The sequence below is a fragment of the Sphingobium sp. WCS2017Hpa-17 genome, assembly GCF_031843765.1.
GTDB lineage: Bacteria > Pseudomonadota > Alphaproteobacteria > Sphingomonadales > Sphingomonadaceae > Sphingobium.
In genome coordinates this window covers 56315-73887 of sequence record NZ_JAVTIV010000003.1, presented here as the reverse complement: position 1 = coordinate 73887, position 17573 = coordinate 56315, and the positions used below count along the sequence as shown (strand labels likewise).

Annotated in this window: 15 protein-coding genes; 6 read left to right on the top strand and 9 right to left on the bottom strand. The window is 64.0% G+C overall.

The features are described from left to right. The first annotated feature begins 89 nt into the window (after nt 1-89). The 4 genes from RQH62_RS07640 to RQH62_RS07625 all read left to right on the top strand — a co-directional run bounded on the left by RQH62_RS07640 (nt 90) and on the right by RQH62_RS07625 (nt 5645). Nucleotides 90-2450 carry a TonB-dependent receptor domain-containing protein gene (locus tag RQH62_RS07640; RefSeq protein WP_311268173.1) on the top strand — a complete coding sequence of 787 codons (2361 nt, stop codon included), beginning with the start codon at nt 90-92 and terminating at the stop codon, nt 2448-2450. 134 nt (nt 2451-2584) lie between these two features. Beyond that, entirely contained in the window at nt 2585-4510 is a 1926-nt protein-coding gene (locus tag RQH62_RS07635; RefSeq protein ID WP_311268172.1) for a hypothetical protein, read from the top strand. 1 nt (nt 4511) lies between these two features. After that, nucleotides 4512-4889: a hypothetical protein gene (locus RQH62_RS07630; RefSeq protein WP_311268171.1), complete on the top strand. Its 378-nt coding sequence runs from the start codon at nt 4512-4514 to the stop codon at nt 4887-4889. A gap of 12 nt (nt 4890-4901) precedes the next feature. Then, nucleotides 4902-5645 (top strand): SDR family NAD(P)-dependent oxidoreductase, encoded by a 744-nt coding sequence (locus RQH62_RS07625; RefSeq protein WP_311268170.1) that lies wholly within the window; start codon nt 4902-4904, stop codon nt 5643-5645. A 4-nt stretch (nt 5646-5649) separates the two neighbouring features. On the opposite strand, the gene RQH62_RS07620 is transcribed toward RQH62_RS07625, so the two are convergent. Then, nucleotides 5650-7143, bottom strand: a complete 1494-nt coding sequence (locus RQH62_RS07620) for an acyl-CoA synthetase (protein ID WP_311268169.1) — start codon at nt 7141-7143, stop codon at nt 5650-5652. 250 nt (nt 7144-7393) lie between these two features. On the opposite strand from RQH62_RS07620, the gene RQH62_RS07615 reads away from it, so the two are divergent. Then, a complete protein-coding gene (locus RQH62_RS07615; RefSeq protein ID WP_311268168.1) occupies nt 7394-8650 on the top strand; it encodes a cytochrome P450 in 1257 nt (418 codons plus the stop codon). Nucleotides 8651-8686: 36 nt separating this feature from the next. On the opposite strand, the gene RQH62_RS07610 is transcribed toward RQH62_RS07615, so the two are convergent. The 7 genes from RQH62_RS07610 to RQH62_RS07580 are packed head-to-tail and all read right to left on the bottom strand — an operon-like array spanning nt 8687 to nt 15432. Further along, complete coding sequence (locus RQH62_RS07610; RefSeq protein ID WP_311268167.1) at nt 8687-9463, bottom strand: enoyl-CoA hydratase-related protein; 777 nt, start codon at nt 9461-9463, stop codon at nt 8687-8689. Further along, the gene (locus RQH62_RS07605) at nt 9460-10461 is read right to left on the bottom strand and encodes a nitronate monooxygenase family protein (RefSeq protein WP_311268166.1); all 1002 of its coding nucleotides are present in this window, start codon (nt 10459-10461) and stop codon (nt 9460-9462) included. The genes RQH62_RS07610 and RQH62_RS07605 overlap by 4 nt, the downstream gene beginning before the upstream one ends. Beyond that, nucleotides 10461-11621, bottom strand: a complete 1161-nt coding sequence (locus RQH62_RS07600; RefSeq protein WP_311268165.1) for an acetyl-CoA C-acetyltransferase — start codon at nt 11619-11621, stop codon at nt 10461-10463. The genes RQH62_RS07605 and RQH62_RS07600 overlap by 1 nt, the downstream gene beginning before the upstream one ends. Before the next feature lies 1 nt (nt 11622). Continuing rightward, entirely contained in the window at nt 11623-12414 is a 792-nt protein-coding gene (locus RQH62_RS07595; protein ID WP_311268164.1) for an enoyl-CoA hydratase-related protein, read from the bottom strand. Continuing rightward, nucleotides 12411-13478, bottom strand: coding sequence for a phosphotransferase (locus RQH62_RS07590; protein ID WP_311268163.1), 1068 nt, complete (start codon nt 13476-13478; stop codon nt 12411-12413). Before RQH62_RS07590 ends, RQH62_RS07595 begins: the two co-directional genes overlap by 4 nt. Next, a complete protein-coding gene (locus RQH62_RS07585) occupies nt 13475-14671 on the bottom strand; it encodes an acyl-CoA dehydrogenase family protein (protein WP_311268162.1) in 1197 nt (398 codons plus the stop codon). The genes RQH62_RS07590 and RQH62_RS07585 overlap by 4 nt, the downstream gene beginning before the upstream one ends. Further along, nucleotides 14668-15432, bottom strand: coding sequence for an SDR family NAD(P)-dependent oxidoreductase (locus RQH62_RS07580; RefSeq protein WP_311268161.1), 765 nt, complete (start codon nt 15430-15432; stop codon nt 14668-14670). Before RQH62_RS07580 ends, RQH62_RS07585 begins: the two co-directional genes overlap by 4 nt. A gap of 103 nt (nt 15433-15535) precedes the next feature. Here RQH62_RS07580 and RQH62_RS07575 point away from each other — a divergent pair, with 103 nt between their 5' ends. Further along, nucleotides 15536-16153, top strand: a complete 618-nt coding sequence (locus RQH62_RS07575; protein ID WP_311268160.1) for a TetR/AcrR family transcriptional regulator — start codon at nt 15536-15538, stop codon at nt 16151-16153. 42 nt (nt 16154-16195) lie between these two features. On the opposite strand, the gene RQH62_RS07570 is transcribed toward RQH62_RS07575, so the two are convergent. Beyond that, the gene (locus tag RQH62_RS07570; protein ID WP_311268159.1) at nt 16196-17533 is read right to left on the bottom strand and encodes an LLM class flavin-dependent oxidoreductase; all 1338 of its coding nucleotides are present in this window, start codon (nt 17531-17533) and stop codon (nt 16196-16198) included. Nucleotides 17534-17573 lie beyond the last annotated feature (40 nt).

Here is a 17573-nt window from a genome sequence, read left to right as displayed (position 1 = left end):
GCCATGGCAAGTCCATGGCGGGCCTTTTAGCAAGATCATGAACGCGACCTGCAAAAGCGGGCGCAAATTTTGGGAGAAGGACAATGGGCATGATCCAGAAAAGCAGCATGGCATATTGCATCGGCGCATCGCTGATTGCGCTGGTCGCCGGGACTGGCACGGCGAGCGCGCAGGCCGCCGATCCGCAGGCCGGTGGCGGCGGCAACAACTATGCCGACATCATCGTCACCGCCAACAAGCGCGAACAGTCGCTGTCGGACGTAGGCATCTCCATCACGGCGGAAACCGGCGACACGCTGCTCCAGCGCGGCATCAATTCGCCGACCGACCTGGGCAAGATCGTGCCGGGCTTGACCGTCCAGCCATCGCCCTTCAACACGCCGGTCTACACGCTGCGCGGCGTCGGCTTCTACGAAACGACCCTGTCCGCCGCGCCGACCGTGGCCGTCTATACCGACGAAGTCGCGCTGCCGTTCAGCGCACCGACCCGTGGCGCGGCCTTCGATATCGAGCGTGTCGAAGTGCTTAAAGGGCCGCAGGGCACGCTGTTCGGCCAGAACACGACCGGCGGCGCGATCAATTATATCGTCGCCAAGCCGACCGATGACTTCAAGGCGGGGGCGACCGCCAGCTTCGGCCGTTTTTCCACCTATGACGTGCAGGGCTATGTCTCCGGCCCGATGAGCAATACGCTCAAGGCCCGCGTCGCCGTGCGCACCATACAGGGCGGCGAATGGCAGAAGAGCTTCACCCGATCCGACGAGCTAGGCAAGCAGGACATGCTTCAGGGCCGCGTGCTGCTCGACTGGCAGCCCAGCGACAAGGTGAAATTCCTGCTCAACGTCAATGGCTGGCGCGACAAGGGCGATACGCAGGCGGCGCAGATCGTATCCGACAATTGCGCCGGATCGGTCGAGGGCACCTGCGGTAGCCCGGACGCCACCAATTTCAAAAATTACCCACGCAGCCCGCGCACGCCGCGCGCCGCCGATTGGGGCTATGGCATTTTCGGCCGTCGCCCGGCCCGCGACGACAGTTTCTGGCAGGCCAGCCTGCGCGCCGATTTCGAGCTGAACGACAATCTGACCTTCACCTCCATCTCTGCTTACTCCCATTACAAGACGGACTCGGTGCAGGATTTCGACGGCACCACCTATGCCTCGGTCGACACCAACACGACCGGCTATATCAAGGATGTTGCGCAGGAATTGCGCCTCACCGGCGAGTTTGACAGCCTGACCTTCATCGTCGGCGGCAATTACAACAAGTCGAAAACCTACGATCGGCTCTTCTACAATTTCTCCGAAGGCCCCTCGTCCAACCCGCTCTGGATGATCCCCGGCGCGCCGCGCGGCATATTGACCTTCAACTATTCGCGGCAGGACGTGAAGAATCTCGCGGCCTTCGCCAATGCGGAATATAAGGTCACGCCCAACATCACCCTGATCGGCGGCATCCGCTATACCGACAGCAAGCGCAGCTTCGAAGGTTGCACCAACGATTTCGGCGGCGATACCGCGACCTGGTGGAATGCGATCTTCGGAACCAATGTTCAGCCGGGCGGCTGTTTGACCTTCACGCCCAACTTCCCGGACATCTTCGATCCGGCCGCGTTCGACAATCTGAACGAGGATAATGTCAGCTGGAACGTCGGCGCCAATTACAAGACGGATGGCGGCACGCTCTTCTACACCCGCATCGCGCGCGGCTATAAATCGGGCAGCTTCCCGACCGCGTCGGTGGCCAGCTATTCGGGCTATGTCCCGGTTAAGCAGGAATCCGTCACCGCCTATGAAGTGGGTATCAAGGGGCCGCTGGCCGATCGCCGCATCGAATATGCGCTGGCCGGCTTCTATTATGATTATAAGGACAAGCAACTGCGCGGCCGCAAGCCCGATCCGGTCTTCGGCACGCTCGATGGTCTGGTGCAAATCCCCAAGAGCCGCATCTGGGGCGTGGAAGCCTCGATCGTCGGCCGGCCGGTCGATGGCCTGCGCATCAGCCTGGGCGGCACCTATATCAACACCAAGATCACCGAGTTTACCGGCTATGACGCCTTTGGCGACCTGCGCAATTTCTCGGGTCAGAAATTCCCCTATGCGCCCAAGCTGACGGCCGTGGCGGACGCAGAATATCAGGCGCCGATCAGCAGTTCGGCGGAGGGCTATATCGGCATATCCCTGACGCATAACAGCAAGACGACGACGGCGCTGGCCAACACCACCACCGCCTTCGTCGATGCCGATCCGCGCTTCGATATGAAGGCCTATACGCTGGTCGACCTGCGGGCTGGTTTCGAATTTCCGGACAGCAATGTGCGGGCCGGCATCTACATCCGCAACGTCGGCAACACCTATTACTGGACCAATGTGCAGGACAATCTGGCGTCGATCTCGCGCTTTGCCGGCATGCCGCGCACCTATGGCGTGCAGGTCAGCTGGCACATGTAATCCTATCCTCCCCTGGGACGGCGTGCCACGGCGCGCCGTCCGCCTTGAGGAATGGATGGTTGAACGTCGAACGCAATCGTTCTACGATTGTGGCAAGATTCCCGGCCTGAACGGGAAGGAAAAAGGAGAGGTCCATGACCGCCCGGACGCTACCATTTGAAGCGGATTTCGTGCGAGAGGAAGCCGCGCCGTCTCTCGCGCCGCTGGTCGATCGCATCCCGCTGATCCCGGAACGCAAGACGCTGCACGGCCGGCTGACGGCGCGGCGGCTCTATCGCTTCTATGCGATGCTGGGCCTTGTCTTCCTGATCGGCGTGGCGCCGGTGTTGCTGGGAATGAGCGCGCAGTGGAAGGCGTTCGGCTTCGCCCTCATCTTCCCCGGCGCGGGCTTCCTTTATGCCGGCGATGGCGTCGGCATCCTCGGCGCGGCGCTCTCCGTGGCGGCCTTTGCCATCATCATGTTCATCTGGTGGGCGCGCGGCGTGATCCTCGGCCCGCCTGCGGTGATGGTCGGCACGGCCCTGCTCTCCGCCGCCTGGATCGAGGGGCGCAGCGGCGTATCATGGATGGAATGGGCCATTCCCGCCGCGGTGCTGGCGCTGCATGGCTGGCTGGCGCTCGGTCGCCGCAAGGGCTTTGCTGCCGCCAAGGTGCGCGGTGCGGAACTCAACACGATCCTCGCGAAGACTCAGCCGGTCATGCGCGACGCACCCATTACCGCCGAACCGGAAATGCCGCCATCGCAGGTCGCCGAATTCCGTCGAATGATGGACCTCGCGCTCCAGCCGGTCGACAGTTGGAACGGCTTTTCGACCGAGGATACATGGCAGGACGGCGCGCTGCGCTATCAGATCTGCACCATGTCCTGGAATCTGGCGCTCGGCCAATATACCCGCCTGCCGGCCTTTCATGGCTATCTCAACACCGCGCAGGAAAATCTGATCCGCAAGCATATCGACCGCAAGACCTGGAATTACTGGTATTGGGAAAGCCTGTGGGGCAATTTCAAGATCGAGAAGAACCCGGTCACGATCGACAATATCATGTTGTCCGGCTTCCTGGGCGTTTCGCTTGGCCTGTTTGAAACGGCGAGCGGTACGTCGCCCTTCACCGCGCCGGGATCGCTCACCTTCCGCTGGGATGAAAAGACCGCCTTTCCCTACAGTCATGAATCCATGCTGGAAGAGGTGGTCAAGAATTTCAAACGCTATGATCTGGGTTGGTTCCCCTGTGAGCCACGCTGGATCTATTCCATGTGCAACCTTGTCGGCCGCACCTCGCTGGCGCTGCATGATGCGCGGCACGGCACCGACATGCTGGCCCGCGTCGGCGACCGGTTCGACCGGACGATGGAAGAGGAAATGATGATGGCCGATGGTCGCATCAAGGTCTGCACATCCTCTCCCTTTGGCTTTCAGGTGCCCAGCCTCTCCGGCCTGTTTGGCGAGACATGGGGCGTGCGCTTCATGACTCCCTATGATCCGGCCGGTGCAGAGCGGCTTTGGGAAGTGATGAAGCAGGATTTCATCAGCGTGAAGCTTGACGGATCGCTCGATTTCCGCCTGCTGCCCTTGGGTTGGGATACGCGCAAGCCGGCCGATTTCTCCCGCTGGCCCGAACTCAACCCACTGATGGTGACGCTCTGGGCGGCGCAGGAAATGGGCGACGAGCGCATTGTCGAAGCCACGATGAAGGCGATCGACCAGCGATCGGGCGAGGGCGTCGCCGCCTCGCAAAGCTGGGGCGGGCGCAACACGATCCGCGACATGGTGAACCGGGGCCTGCCCGAAGCCTGGGCCAAGGGGCCGATCCTGGCCGACGCCGTCTATCCCGATGTGATCGTCGGCCGGGCGGTGACGGACGGCACGGCGCTGGAACTGGTGCTGCATCCCGGCGCGGGAGAGCGGCGCAGCGACATCGGCCTTGGCCGGCTGGTGCCGGGGCGCGGCTATCGCGTGATCGAAACGGACGAGCGCTTCACCGCCGGCTTGGATGGCAAGGCGCGGCTAACCGTCGCTCTGGCCGGTCGCACGCCGCTGACGATCGTGCCGGTGGCCTGACATGGCCTGCTGCCTCATCGCCGCCTTTCTGGTCGCGCAGGCGATGGCGATGCTGCGGCGCTGGGCCGTTTTCTGGGGCCTGATGCCCGTGCCGGAAGGGGAGGTGGCCGACACCATCTTCACCCGCATCGCCGCATTCCTGCGCCGCCCGCGCGTGCGAATCTCGGTTGGGGCGCTGCTGCTGGTGGAGCTGGCCGGCGTGGGCATCTGGCTCTATCGCGACCATGGCACCCATATCGCGCAACTGGCCGATATCGGATGGTCGCGACTGCATGGTCAGCATGTCGTCTATGCCGCCATGTGCGGCATGAACGGGGAACAGAGCGTGCGGCTGGTGATCGACGCGGAAGGCACGCGCCATCGCACAGTCAGCGGATAGGCGAGGGGAGTGATGGGGGAATTTGCAGGCAAGACCGCCATCGTCACCGGCGGCTCCAGAGGCATCGGTCTGACCGTCGCGACCCTGCTGGTGGAGCGCGGCGCGCGGGTGGTGCTGGTAGGGCGGGATGAGGTTACGCTGGCTTCGGCAGCGGAGGCTCTGGGAGAGGCCGCCGCCATGATCGCCGGAGACATAGCGCAGGCCGACACGGCATCCCGCGCCGTCGCCAGGGCGATCGACCATGGCGGCGGCCTCGACATCCTCGCCAACATTGCGGGCATTTTCCCGACCGCCCGGATCGAGGAGACGAGCGACGCACTTTATGCCGACACGATCGCCGCGAACCTCACCGGCACCATGACCTTCTGCCGCGCCGCCTTCCCCATCCTGCGCGATCGGTGCGGGGCCATCGTCAACATGTCCTCCACCGCCGCCCGCTTCCCGACGCCGGGCCTGTCCATCTACGCCGCCGCCAAGGCGGGGGTAGAGGCCTTCACCCGCGCGCTGGGGGCGGAAGGCGCGCCGCATATCCGCGTCAACGCGGTATCGGCCGGCCCCACCCGCACCGAAACCGTCGATGCGCTGATGGCGTCCGACACGACCGGCGCGGTTCGGGCCGTCACCAGCGCCCTGCCGCTCGGCCGCCTCGCCGAACCGCGCGAAATTGCCGAAGCCGTCCTCTTCCTCGCGTCGCCCCGCGCCAGCTTCATCACTGGCCAGATACTCCACGCCAATGGCGGCGGGCTGATGGCCTGAACGATCATGCGTCCGGCCAGTAGCGTGCCCGCACGATCCGCTTGAGCAGCTTGCCATTGGGGTGGCGCGGCAGGTTGGGATCAAAGTCGATCTGGCGAGGTAGCTTGATCCGCCCGATCCGTCCGGCCAGATGGGCCAGCAATTCCTCGGCCAGTGCCGGGCCGGCTTCGTCCCATCGGGCCGGTTCCACCACCGCCACGACGCGCTCGCCCATTTCCGGGTCCGGCGCGCCGATGATCGCAACGTCGGCCACCTTGGGATGGATGATCAGCGCATCCTCTATCTCCTGCGGATAGATGTTCACCCCGCCCGATATGATCATGAAGCTCTGCCGGTCGGTCAGATAGAGGAAGCCTTCCTCATCCACCCAGCCGACATCGCCCAGCGTCGTCCAGCCATGGCGATTGCGGCTCTGCGCGGTCTTGTCCGGATCATTATGATATTCGAACGGCGCCCCATCGGCGAAATAGATGGTGCCGATCTCGCGCGGCGGCAGCCATTCGCCATCCTCGTCGCAAATCCGCACCTTGCCCCAGATGGCGCGCCCGACCGATCCGGGATGGGTCAGCCATTCGGCAGGACCGATGCTGGTCAGGCCGTTGGCTTCGGTCCCGGCATAGAATTCGTGGAGGATCGGTCCCCACCAGTCGAGGATCGCCTGCTTGACCTCGACCGGGCAGGGCGCGGCCGCATGAAAGGCTGTCACGAGCGAGGACAGATCATACCGCCGCCGCACCGCTTCGGGCAGTTTCAATATCCGCACGAAATGGGTGGGCACGAACTGCGCATGGGTCACGGAAAAGCGCTCGATCAGCGCCAGCGTCGCTTCGGCATCGAATTTCTCCATCACGATCACCGTGCCGCCCAGCTTCTGGATCGACATGCACCAGCGAAGCGGCGCGGCATGATAGAGCGGGGCGGGGGACAGGAAGATGCTGTCCGCATCCATGCCATAGCTGGTCCGGCCATAGTCGGTCAGCGCGTTGCTCTGGTCCAGCGACCCGTCCGGCAAGGGTGGCTTTATTCCCTTGGGCCGCCCGGTCGTGCCGGAGGAATAGAGCATGTCGTTCCCCGGCGTCTCATCCGCGATTGGTGTGTCCGGCATCGCCGCCCGTTCCGACAGGAAATCGCGCGTGCCCGGTGCGAAGACGATCAGGCCGTCCGTCGGCAGGTCGGCCGGCACAGGCTGCGACGCAATCAGCACCTGCGAACCGGAATCGCTCAGGATGAAGGCGATTTCGGGCGTCGCCAGCCGCGTCGACAGACAGGTATAATAAAGCCCCGCCCGCTGCGCCGCCCACACGATCTCGAAAAAGGCCGGCCCATTGTCCAGCAGCAACGCGATGCCGTCGCCGCGCCGCAGCCCCAGCGCGCGGAACAGATGCGCACCCTGATTGGAGCGCGCCTCCAGTTGCGCATAACTGACGGCGTCTCCGGTTCCGGCCATGATATAGGCCGGCTTGTCCGGCGTGGTGCGGGCATGAATGGATGGGTGCATCCCTATACGCTCCCGCCTGCATGAATGATGGGCATCGACCGCTCTCCCCGGCTATGTTTCTTGGCCCGTCAAGCTAGGCAGCCCATCCCCGCCGTCCAATCGCGATTGCCCGCCCATCCATAGCGGCGGGCAATGAATGGGGTGGATGCGGCCAAGTTGATCGACGCCGTCGATAAATAGGCCGCCATCGCCGATTGGACCGTCTCTCATCCCGCTCCCAGGATTGCGGGCAAAGAGAGGAGACACGCCTGTGACGGACGCATTGCCAGAGGATATTGACGACATCATCGTCGATCCGCGCACCTATGGGGACGAACATAGCTATCATCGGGCCTTCGCGGCGCTGCGACAGCATGACCCGGTCCATTGGGCGGAGCCGCGCGACTATCGGCCTTTCTGGGCGGTGACGCGCCATGCCGACATCATGGCGGTCGAACTGAACGCGAAGAATTTCCTGAACGACCCGCGCCAGTTTCTGGTGACGACGGCGGATGAGGAGATGCTGCTTGCCCAGTCGGGCAGCAGCAATTTCGCCCGCAACCTCGTCGCCATGGATGATCCGGACCATCGTGCCTATCGCGCGCTGACCTCCGCCTGGTTCGGGGCCAGGAGCGTGCGCGCGCTGGAGGAGGAAATCACGGCCCTCGCGCGCGAAACCGTCGATCGCATGATCGAGAAGGGCGACAGTTGCGACTTCGCCAAGGAAATCGCCGCCTGGTATCCGCTGCGCACGATCATGATCGTGCTGGGCGTGCCGCGCGAGGATGAGCCGCTGATGCTCGCACTGTCGCAGAAGGTGTTCGGCGGCACGGACAGCGACACGGGCGGCGGGGACGGGATGGCGTCGATGGTGGAGGCGTTCGAGGCCTTCAACCGCTATTTCAACGCCATCACCCTGGATCGCCGCACCAATCCGCGCAACGACGTCGCGACCATCCTCGCCAACGCGACGATCGACGGCCAGCCGATTGGCGAGAAGGAGCGCAACGCTTATTATCTGATCGTGGCGGCGGCGGGCCATGACACGACCAGCTCGGCCATATCCGGCGGACTACTGGCGCTGATCCAGAACCCGGAGGAGATGACCCGGCTGCGCGCCAACCCGGATCTGATCGGCAATGCGGTGGAGGAGTTCATCCGCTGGACCACGCCGGTGAAGCATTTCTTCCGCACGGCGTTGGGCGATTGCGAGGTGGGCGGCAAGGCGATCCGCGCCGGCGATTCCCTGATGATGTGCTACCCGTCGGGCAATCGCGATGAGGCGGTGTTCGACACGCCCTTCGCCTTTCGCGTGGAGCGGCCCGACGCGCGCAAGCATATCGCCTTCGGCTATGGCCCGCATCTATGCCTGGGCAATATGCTGGCGAAGTTGGAAATCCGGATATTGTTCACCGAATTGCTCGCCCGCATCGACGATATCGAACTGGCCGGCGACCCCGCCTGGGTGGAGGCGAATTTCGTGTCGGGCCTCAAGCGGCTACCGATCCGTTATACGGTCCGGACCTGACATGGTTCGGCGCCCCGTTCGCCGGGGCGCCGGCATTCACCGGCCCAGCCAGTGGGGCGCGCGCTTCTCCGCAAAGGCCTTCGGCCCCTCGATGAAATCCTCCGATGCCAGCAGCGCTTTCATCGTCGGATAGTCCCATTCGCTTTCCATACCATCCTGTACGGAAAGGGTCAGGCCGCGATGCGTCGCTTCCTTGGTTGCGCGGATGGACATGGGGCTGCACGCCAATATCTCGCCTGCCCAGCGGCGCGCCGCCTCCAGCACATCGCCGTCCGTCACCTCCGTCACGAAGCCCAGCGCATAGCCTTCCTGCGCACTCACGCGGCGGCCGGTCAGTAACATGCCCATGGCGCGCTGCAAGCCGATGATGCGCGGCAATCGCTGCATCCCGCCGGCAAGCGCGGCGATACCGACCCTTGGTTCGGGCAGCGCGAACAGCGCGTTCTGCGATGCGACCACGATGTCGCACGCCAGCACGATCTCGAAACCGCCCCCCATCGCCACGCCATTGACGGCGGCGATGACCGGCTTGTTGAGGTCGAACCGACTGGCCAGACCGCCAAAGCCGGCCGGTGGGGTCGCAAAGCCGCCGCCCGATGCCTGCTGCTTCAGGTCATGCCCGGCGCAAAAGGCCTTTGCCCCCGCGCCGGTGATGATCGCGACCCACTGGCTGTCATCGGTCGCATAGTCGTTGAACACATCCTGCAATTCCAGCTGCGCCGCTGCATTGAGCGCATTATGCGCTTCGGGACGATTGATCGTCACGATCGTCAGCGGGCCTTCCCGCACCACATCGACATATTGGTAAGTCATGCGGCTACCTTTCCGGGCTGGCGTTGCAGGAATCCGGCCAGACGACCAGCAATGATCCGCTCTGCGTCGCCGACGATCTGCGCCAGCAAATCCTGACAGGTCGGGATATCGTGGATCAGCCCCTGAACCTGCCCGGCCCAGACCAGCCCCGCGTCCAGATTGCCCGTCTCCAGCGCCTCGCGCCCCTTGGCCCCGGATACGAAGGGACGGATATCCTCGAACACCGCCTCGGGCTGCTGGCTGATGGCGACCACCTGATCCGACACGCTGTTCTTCGCGACGCGGCCGGTATTGTGGAACCGGCGGAAGATCAGGTTGGTCGCGCGCTCGTCATTGGCGACGATGAACTGCTTGATCGCATCATGGATCGGCGCTTCGACCGTCGCGCAGAAGCGGGTGCCCATATTGATCCCCTCGGCCCCCAGCGCCAGCGCCGCCGCAAGGCCTCGTCCGTCGCCAAAACCGCCGCTCGCCAGCATCGGCACCGTCACCTTGTCCGCCGCAGCGGGGATCAGGATCAGGCCGGGAATATCATCCTCGCCCGGATGACCGGCGCATTCGAACCCGTCGATCGAAATGACATCTACGCCCATCCGCTCCGCCGACAGCGCATGGCGCACGGCGGTGCATTTGTGCAGCACGGTGATGCCATGGCCCTTGAAATCCTCGACATGCTCCTGCGGCTTGTGCCCGGCCGTCTCGACGATCCGCACACCGCTGTCGATGATCGCCTTGCGATACTCGGCATAGGGCGGCGGGGTCACCGACGGCAATATGGTCAGGTTCACGCCGAACGGCTTGTCCGTCATGGACCGGCAGCGGTCGATTTCCCGGCGCAGATCGTCAGGATTCGGCTGGGTCAGCGCGGTCAATATGCCAAGCCCCCCGGCATTGGAGACGGCAGCGGCCAGTTCCGCCCTGCCGACCCACATCATGCCGCCCTGCACGATCGGATGCTCGATCCCCAGCAATTCGGTAATGCGTGTGCTGATCGCCATTACAGCGCCTCCACGATGGTCACATTGGCGATGCCGCCGCCCTCGCACACGGTTTGCAGGCCATAGCGCTGGCCGCGCGCGCGCAATTCATGCACCAGCGTCGCCATCAGCTTCGTGCCGGTCGCGCCCAGCGGATGGCCCAGCGCGATCGCGCCGCCATTGACGTTCAGCTTCTCCGGATCGGCGCCCAATGCCTGAAGCCAGGCCATCGGCACTGGCGCGAAGGCTTCGTTCACTTCATACAGATCGATGTCGCCGATCGTCAGGCCCGCCCGCTCCAGCGCCTTGCGTGTCGCAAAGATCGGTTCTTCCAGCATGATGACCGGGTCGCCGGCCGTCACCGTCATATTCACGATCCGCGCGATGGGGGTGAGGTTATGTGCCTTCAACGCCCGTTCGTTGACGACCAATATGCCCGACGCGCCGTCGCAAATCTGGCTGGCATTGGCGGCCGACACCACGCCGCCGTCCTTCAGCAGCTTGACCGATCCGATCCCCTCCAGCGTGGCGTCGGCGCGGATGCCTTCGTCCGTGACATGCAGGCCGTTTTCGGTTTTCAGCGGCACGATCTGCGAGGCGAAGCGCTTCGCCTGCGTCGCGGCGGCGGCGCGCTGGTGGCTTTGCAGCGCATAGCGATCCAGCGCGTCCCGATCGAAGCCATATTTGGCCGCGATCATCTCGGCGCCCTCGAACTGGCTGAACGTCTCGACGCCGAACCGCTGCTTGATCCGGTCGCTGAACGGCCCCACGCCCACGCCATCGCGCTGATGATAGCTGATGTTGGAGAACATCGGCACGCGCGTCATGCTTTCGGCGCCGGCGGCGATGACCACATCCTGCGTGCCGGACATCACCGCCTGCGCCGCAAATTGCAGCGCCTGTTGCGACGATCCGCACTGGCGGTCGATGGTGACCGCGGGCACGCTCTGCGGCAGGCGGGACGCGAGCACGGTATTGCGGGCAAAGGCGAAACCCTGCTCGCCCGCCTGCGTCACGCAGCCCAGGATCACATCCTCGATCGCGGCCGGATCGATTCCGCTGCGGTCGACCAGCGCGTTTAGCACTTCGCCGCCCATGTCGGCCGGGTGCCAGTCCGCCAGCGCGCCATTGCGGCGTCCGCCGGCGGTTCTGACGGCTTCAACGATATAGGCGTCGGTCATGTCATGCGTCTCCTGAAAAGTCTGGCTTGCGGCGGCCAAGGAAGGCGGCGACGCCCTCGCGACATTCGTTGCTGCCGCCTGCCGCGGCGATGCTGCGCGTCTCGCGCTCCAGTTGCGATTCCAGCGGACTGCTGGCGCTTTCCAGCAACAGCGCCCGGGCGCCCGCGATCGCGCCGGTCGGTCCATCGGCCAGCATTCGCGCGGTCTTCGCCACCTCTGCGGCGAAATCCTCGTCGGCTACGGTTCGCGTCACCAAGCCGATCGCGGCGGCTTCGTCAGCCGTGACCTTGCGATTGGTCAGGATGATCTCCTGCGCCCGGCGCAGCCCGACATGGCGCGGCAACAGCCAGGACATGCCGCCATCTGGGGTCAGGCCCACGCTGCCATAGGCGGCGATGAAATGCGCCGATTGCGTGGCGATGACGACATCGCCCGATATGGCCAGGCTCAGGCCTGCGCCCGCCGCCGGACCGTTCACCGCCACCAGCAGCGGCTTGTTCATCCGCAGCAACCGCGTCACCGCCATATGGAGCATGCCCGCCAGCCGGCTTAGAAAGGCCGAAACCTGATCGCCCGCTGCATCAAAGGCGGATATGTCACCACCACCGCAAAACAGCTTGCCGTTGCCAGTCAGCACGACGCAACGAATGGCCGGGTCGGCATCACAAAGGATCGCGGCGTCCAGCAGCGCATCGATCAGTGGTTGGTTGACGGTATTACCGGCGGCCGGGCGGTTCAGCGTCAGCGTGGCGATGGGACCGTCGATCGCGACGGTGACAGGGGCGTCACTCATGCGCATTTCTCCATGGATTGGCGGGCAAGTGCGGAAAGGCGGGGCAGGGCCTTGGCCCGTTCGCGCGCATGGGCGGATGCTGCCGTGCCGCGGATCACGCGTCCCTTGATGCCGTGGAAGATCGCCGCCAGCCGGAAATAGTTGAAGGCGATGTAGAAATCCCAGTTGGGGATACCGCTCCGCCCGGTTCGCGCGCAATAGGCCGCGACATAGTCCGCCTCGCTCGGAATATTCAGTGCGGCAATATCCACGCCGCCCAGCCCCGCCACGATATCGGGCGGCATCTGGTACATCATCGCATGATAGGCGAAATCGGCCAGCGGATGGCCCAGCGTCGACAATTCCCAGTCCAGCACCGCCAGCACGCGCGGCTCCGTTGGGTGGAAGATCATATTGTCGCAGCGGAAGTCGCCATGGACGATGCTGCTTTCCTCACCCGCCGGGATATTCTCCGGCAGCCAGGCGATCAGCGCATCCATGTCCGGATCGCGCCCGGCATCCTGATCCTCCAGATATTGGCGGGACCAGCGACCGATCTGCCGTGCGAAATAATTGCCCGGCTTGCCATAATCTTCCAGCCCGATCGCCGCATAATCGATGCCATGCAGTTGCGCGATCGCCGCATTCATCGCGTCGAAATAGGCCGGTCGCTCCGCGTTGGAGACAGTCGGGAATGTCGCGTCCCAAAAGATGCGCCCTTCGACCATGTCCATGACATAGAACCAGCTGCCGATGACGCTGTCGTCGGTGCAGAGGCCAAAGACCCGCGCCACCGGAAAGTCGACGCTGCCCAGCGCGCTCAGCACACGCGCCTCGCGATCGACCGCATGTGCGCCCTTCAACGTGTCGCCCGGCGGCTTGCGGCGCAGCACATAGCTGCGGCCCGGCGTCACCAGCTTGTAGGTCGGGTTGGACTGTCCGCCCTTGAACTGTTCGACGGTCAGCGGCCCCCGATAGCCCTCGACATGATCCGCCATCCACCGCGCCAGTGCGGCCTCATCGAAACGATAGGCATCCCGCACCGCCGTGGTGCCGGCATTGGCATCGTCACCCAGCGCGCTCATACGGCCGTCTCCTGCGCCTTTTTCCAGTCGCGCTTGATCTTCTTGGCCAGGCTCCATTTATGGACCTCGGTCGGACCGTCATAGATGCGAAACGCGCGGATTTCGCGGAACACCTGCTCGACGATCGTGTCGCTGGTCACGCCCATGCCGCCCATCACCTGAACGCATCGGTCGGCGATGCGCATCAGCGCTTCGGACACTGCAACCTTGGCCATGGAGCTTTCCGCCGTCCCCAGCGATCCGCCATCCAGCACATCTGCGCACCAGTCGATCATCAGTTCGGCCTGCTTCAGGTCGATCAGATTCTCGGCCAGCATGAAGCCGACGCCTTCATGGTCGATCAACGGCTTGCCAAAGGCCATGCGGCGATTGGCATAGTCGGTCGCAATCTCGTTGGCGCGGATGCAGGCGCCCAGCCAGCGCATGCAGTGCGAAAGCCGCGCCGGGCTGAGCCGCACCTGCGCATATTGGAAGCCTTCGCCCGAATTTCCGAGCATCTGGTCGGCGGGCACGCGCAGATTGTCGATGGTCAGGACGGCATGACCGCCCGGCATCGAACTGTCGATCGTATTGGGAATATGGTCGATACGGATTGCGGGGTCGGGCAGGTCGACCAGGAACATGCAGGCGCCGTCTGCGGACTTCGCCATGACGATGCCGATCCCGGCTCCCTGCGCCCCGGTGATGAAGGCCTTGCGCCCGTTGATGACCCAGTGATTGCCATCCTGCAGGCAGGTCGTCTGCATCATCGACGGGTCGGACCCGGCACCACCCTCCAGTGCCGGCTCGGTCATGAAGAAGGCCGATCGCGTGCGCCCTTCCACCAGCGGTTTCAGGAAGCGCTCCTTGATCTCCGCGCTGCCGACCTTGCCCAGCAGATATATATTGCCCTCATCGGGCGCGGCCGTGTTGCAGGCCAGTGGGCCGAGCGGCGACAGGCCGGTCTTCGCCAGCACGATCGCAGTTTCCCGCTGGTTGAGGTGGCTGCCGTCGCTCAGGATATGCGGCGTCAGCACGCCGGCTGTGCGCGCCTTCTCCTTCAATTCGTCGATCAGTGCCTCGCTGGGGCAATCATGATGGTCCCTGCGCGGGTCATGCTCATAGGGGACGACGACATCACGGACGAAGGCTTCGACCTTCGCGGCGATAGCGGCCGTGCGCTCCGGACCCGCCCCATTTTGGGCGCCGCTCATCGCGGTGCCATCCGGATCGCGCCGTCCAGGCGGATGACTTCACCGTTCAGCATCGGGTTGGCGACGATCTGCTCGACCATCAGCGCAAATTCGTCCGGCTGGCCAAGGCGCGTGGGGAAGGGCACCTGTTTGCCCAGCGAATCCTGCGCTTCCTGCGGCAATGTGGCGAGCAAAGGCGTCAGGAAGATGCCCGGCGCAATCGTCATGACGCGAATGCCATAGCGCGCAAATTCGCGCGCGATGGGCAGGGTCATGCCGACGATACCGCCCTTGGAGGCGCTATAGGCGGCCTGCCCGATCTGTCCGTCAAAGGCCGCGACGCTGGCGGTGTTGATGATGACGCCCCGTTCCTCGACCCCCACCGTATCTGCATTGATGATGCGCGCGGCGAATTTGGACAGGACGTTGAAGCTGCCGATCAGATTGACGGTCAGGATTTTCGAGAAGTCTGCCAGCGGGATCGCCTTACCGTCACGACCGATGACCTTGGCCGGCGGGCCGATGCCGGCGCAGTTGGCAAGAATACGGGCCTTGCCATTCAACGCTTCCGCTTCTTCGATCGCCTGCTCGATCGCCGCTTCGTCCGTGACATTCACCTGCGTGAAGCGTGCGCCGATCGCCTTGGCATGGGCCTCGCCCAGTTCCGCGTTCAGGTCGAAGATCGTTACTTTCGCGCCGGCTTTCGCCAGTCGTGCCGCCGTGGCACCGCCCAGGCCCGAAGCCCCGCCGGTCACGATCGCGCCCACTCCGTTGATGTCCATCGGCAATCCTCTTCTCACTTCAGTCGAATCAAGAAACTTGTTCGATCAATGTGCACTCATGAGTGTATTGTGCTTCTGTGGGTTTCCTGTCAATGCTCTGCCCATGCAGAATTCCCCCTTCAGAAATGCGGCGCAGCGTGAGGCGGACAGGGCGGCAAAGCGCGACGCCGTGCTGCGCGCAGCCGTGCGGATGTTCAACGAGCGGGGGTTTTTCCAGACCTCGCTGGACGATGTCGCTGCCAGCCTCGGTATCTCGAAGCGCACCATCTACCATTATCTGGCGAACAAGGATCAGGTGCTGCTGGAATGCATCACCATCGGTCTGGAGCAATTGCTGGAGGCCGCCGATGAGGCGCGGGCGGAGCCGGGCAGCGGCCGCGACCGGCTGGTGAAATTCCTGCGCCGCTATGTTGAAATCAACATGGACGATTTCGGCATCTGCGTGTCGCGCACCGGGGAGGAGGCGCTCTCGCGCGAAAGCCTGCCGCGCTATCGGGCGCTCAAGAAGAAGATCGACGTTGCCATGCGCCAGATATTGACCGAGGCGGTGGAGGATGGCTCGATCGGCCCGATCGACGTAAAGATGACGGCCTTCACCTTGGCTGGTGCGCTCAACTGGCCGGGGCGCTGGTACGATGCTAAGGGCGCGCTGACGCCGACGGAGATATCCGCGGCGATGGTAAAAGTGCTGATGGGCGGACTGGACCCAAGGCCCAACTGACAGTGGAAAGGCCGGCGATCGTAAGCGCCGGCCCTCTGTTTCTTACGCTGCGCTCTTCGCCGATCGCGCTGCCGTATAGCGATTGTCCGGTATCGGCAGCCCCAGATGTTCGCGGAAGGTGGTGCCTTCATAGTCGGTGCGGAACAGGCCGCGCGCCTGCAAGATCGGGATCACCTTATCCACGAACAGGTCCAACTGGCCGGGTAGCGGTTCGAACAGCACGAACCCGTCCGCCGCGCCGCTCTCGAACCAGTCCTGTAGCCGGTCGGCCACCGTCTCGGCTGATCCGACGAACGCGCCGCGCGGTGTCGCCAGCCGCTCGGCAATCTGGCGTAGCGTCAGATTGTCCGCCCGCACTTCGGCCAATATGCGCAGCGTGCCGCTCTGCTGGCTGTTGAGGCCGATATGCTCGACATCGGGGAAGGGCGCGTCCAGATCATATTGGCGGAAATCATGGTCGTTGAAGGTCCGCGACAGATAGCCAAGGCCGGTATCGATCGACTCCAGCGCCGCCAGTTCGCGGTAACGCGCCTCCGCTTCCTCATCCGTATCGCCCACGATCGGTGCGATGCCCGGCAGGATGAACAACTGATCGGTATCGCGGCCAAAGCCCTTGGCCCGGCCTTTGACGTCGGCATAATAGGCCTGCCCATCCTCCTGCGTGGCCGCATGGGTGAAGATCACCTCGGCTCGCTTGGCGGCAAAGGCGCGACCGTCGTCCGAAGCGCCTGCCTGAAAAATGACCGGCTGGCCCTGTGGCGTGCGCTTGATGTTCAGCGGGCCGCGTACCTGAAAGAATTCCCCCTTATGGTCCAGCCGGTGCAGCTTGTCGGGATCGACGAACTGGCCGCTTTCCTTGTCGGCGACATGAGCACCATTTTCCCAACTGTCCCACAACCCCTGCACCACATCCAGATATTCGCCCGCGATGCGATAGCGCACGGCATGGGCGGGATGTTCGGCCTTGCTGAAATTGGCGGCGGTATCGCCCAGCCAGGAGGTGACGACATTCCAGCCCGCGCGCCCGCCGCTCAGATGATCGAGCGATGCGAACTGGCGCGCGACGTTGAACGGCTCGGAATAGCTGACCGTTAGCGTGGCGACCAGGCCGATGCGCGATGTGGTGGCCGCCAGTGCGGACAGGATCGTGATCGGTTCGAAGCGGTTCAGATAATGCGGGCTGGATTTCTCGTTGATCGACAGGCTGTCGGCGACGAACAGGAAATCGAACTTGCCGCGCTCTGCGGTTGCGGCCTGCCTCTGATATTGGGCCAGACTGGTGCTGGCATTATTGTCCCGATCGGGGTGGCGCCAGTCGTTCCAGGTGCGCCCCACGCCATGCAGGATGAAGCCGAGCTTGATGTGCCGCTGTTGGGCCATGGAGCGTCCTTTCCAGAAGAAATTGAAAGGCGCAAATTAG

Excerpts from the sequence above, each read along its gene's own strand:
- RQH62_RS07570 (WP_311268159.1), bottom strand. The coding sequence starts at position 17,533 with ATGGCCCAACAGCGGCACATCAAGCTCGGCTTCATCCTGCATGGCGTG.
- RQH62_RS07625 (WP_311268170.1), top strand. The coding sequence starts at position 4,902 with ATGGGGGAATTTGCAGGCAAGACCGCCATCGTCACCGGCGGCTCCAGA.
- RQH62_RS07575 (WP_311268160.1), top strand. The coding sequence starts at position 15,536 with ATGCAGAATTCCCCCTTCAGAAATGCGGCGCAGCGTGAGGCGGACAGG.
- RQH62_RS07600 (WP_311268165.1), bottom strand. The coding sequence starts at position 11,621 with ATGACCGACGCCTATATCGTTGAAGCCGTCAGAACCGCCGGCGGACGC.
- RQH62_RS07635 (WP_311268172.1), top strand. The coding sequence starts at position 2,585 with ATGACCGCCCGGACGCTACCATTTGAAGCGGATTTCGTGCGAGAGGAA.
- RQH62_RS07630 (WP_311268171.1), top strand. The coding sequence starts at position 4,512 with ATGGCCTGCTGCCTCATCGCCGCCTTTCTGGTCGCGCAGGCGATGGCG.
- RQH62_RS07580 (WP_311268161.1), bottom strand. The coding sequence starts at position 15,432 with ATGGACATCAACGGAGTGGGCGCGATCGTGACCGGCGGGGCTTCGGGC.
- RQH62_RS07590 (WP_311268163.1), bottom strand. The coding sequence starts at position 13,478 with ATGAGCGCGCTGGGTGACGATGCCAATGCCGGCACCACGGCGGTGCGG.
- RQH62_RS07610 (WP_311268167.1), bottom strand. The coding sequence starts at position 9,463 with ATGACTTACCAATATGTCGATGTGGTGCGGGAAGGCCCGCTGACGATC.
- RQH62_RS07620 (WP_311268169.1), bottom strand. The coding sequence starts at position 7,143 with ATGCACCCATCCATTCATGCCCGCACCACGCCGGACAAGCCGGCCTAT.
- RQH62_RS07605 (WP_311268166.1), bottom strand. The coding sequence starts at position 10,461 with ATGGCGATCAGCACACGCATTACCGAATTGCTGGGGATCGAGCATCCG.
- RQH62_RS07640 (WP_311268173.1), top strand. The coding sequence starts at position 90 with ATGATCCAGAAAAGCAGCATGGCATATTGCATCGGCGCATCGCTGATT.
- RQH62_RS07585 (WP_311268162.1), bottom strand. The coding sequence starts at position 14,671 with ATGAGCGGCGCCCAAAATGGGGCGGGTCCGGAGCGCACGGCCGCTATC.
- RQH62_RS07595 (WP_311268164.1), bottom strand. The coding sequence starts at position 12,414 with ATGAGTGACGCCCCTGTCACCGTCGCGATCGACGGTCCCATCGCCACG.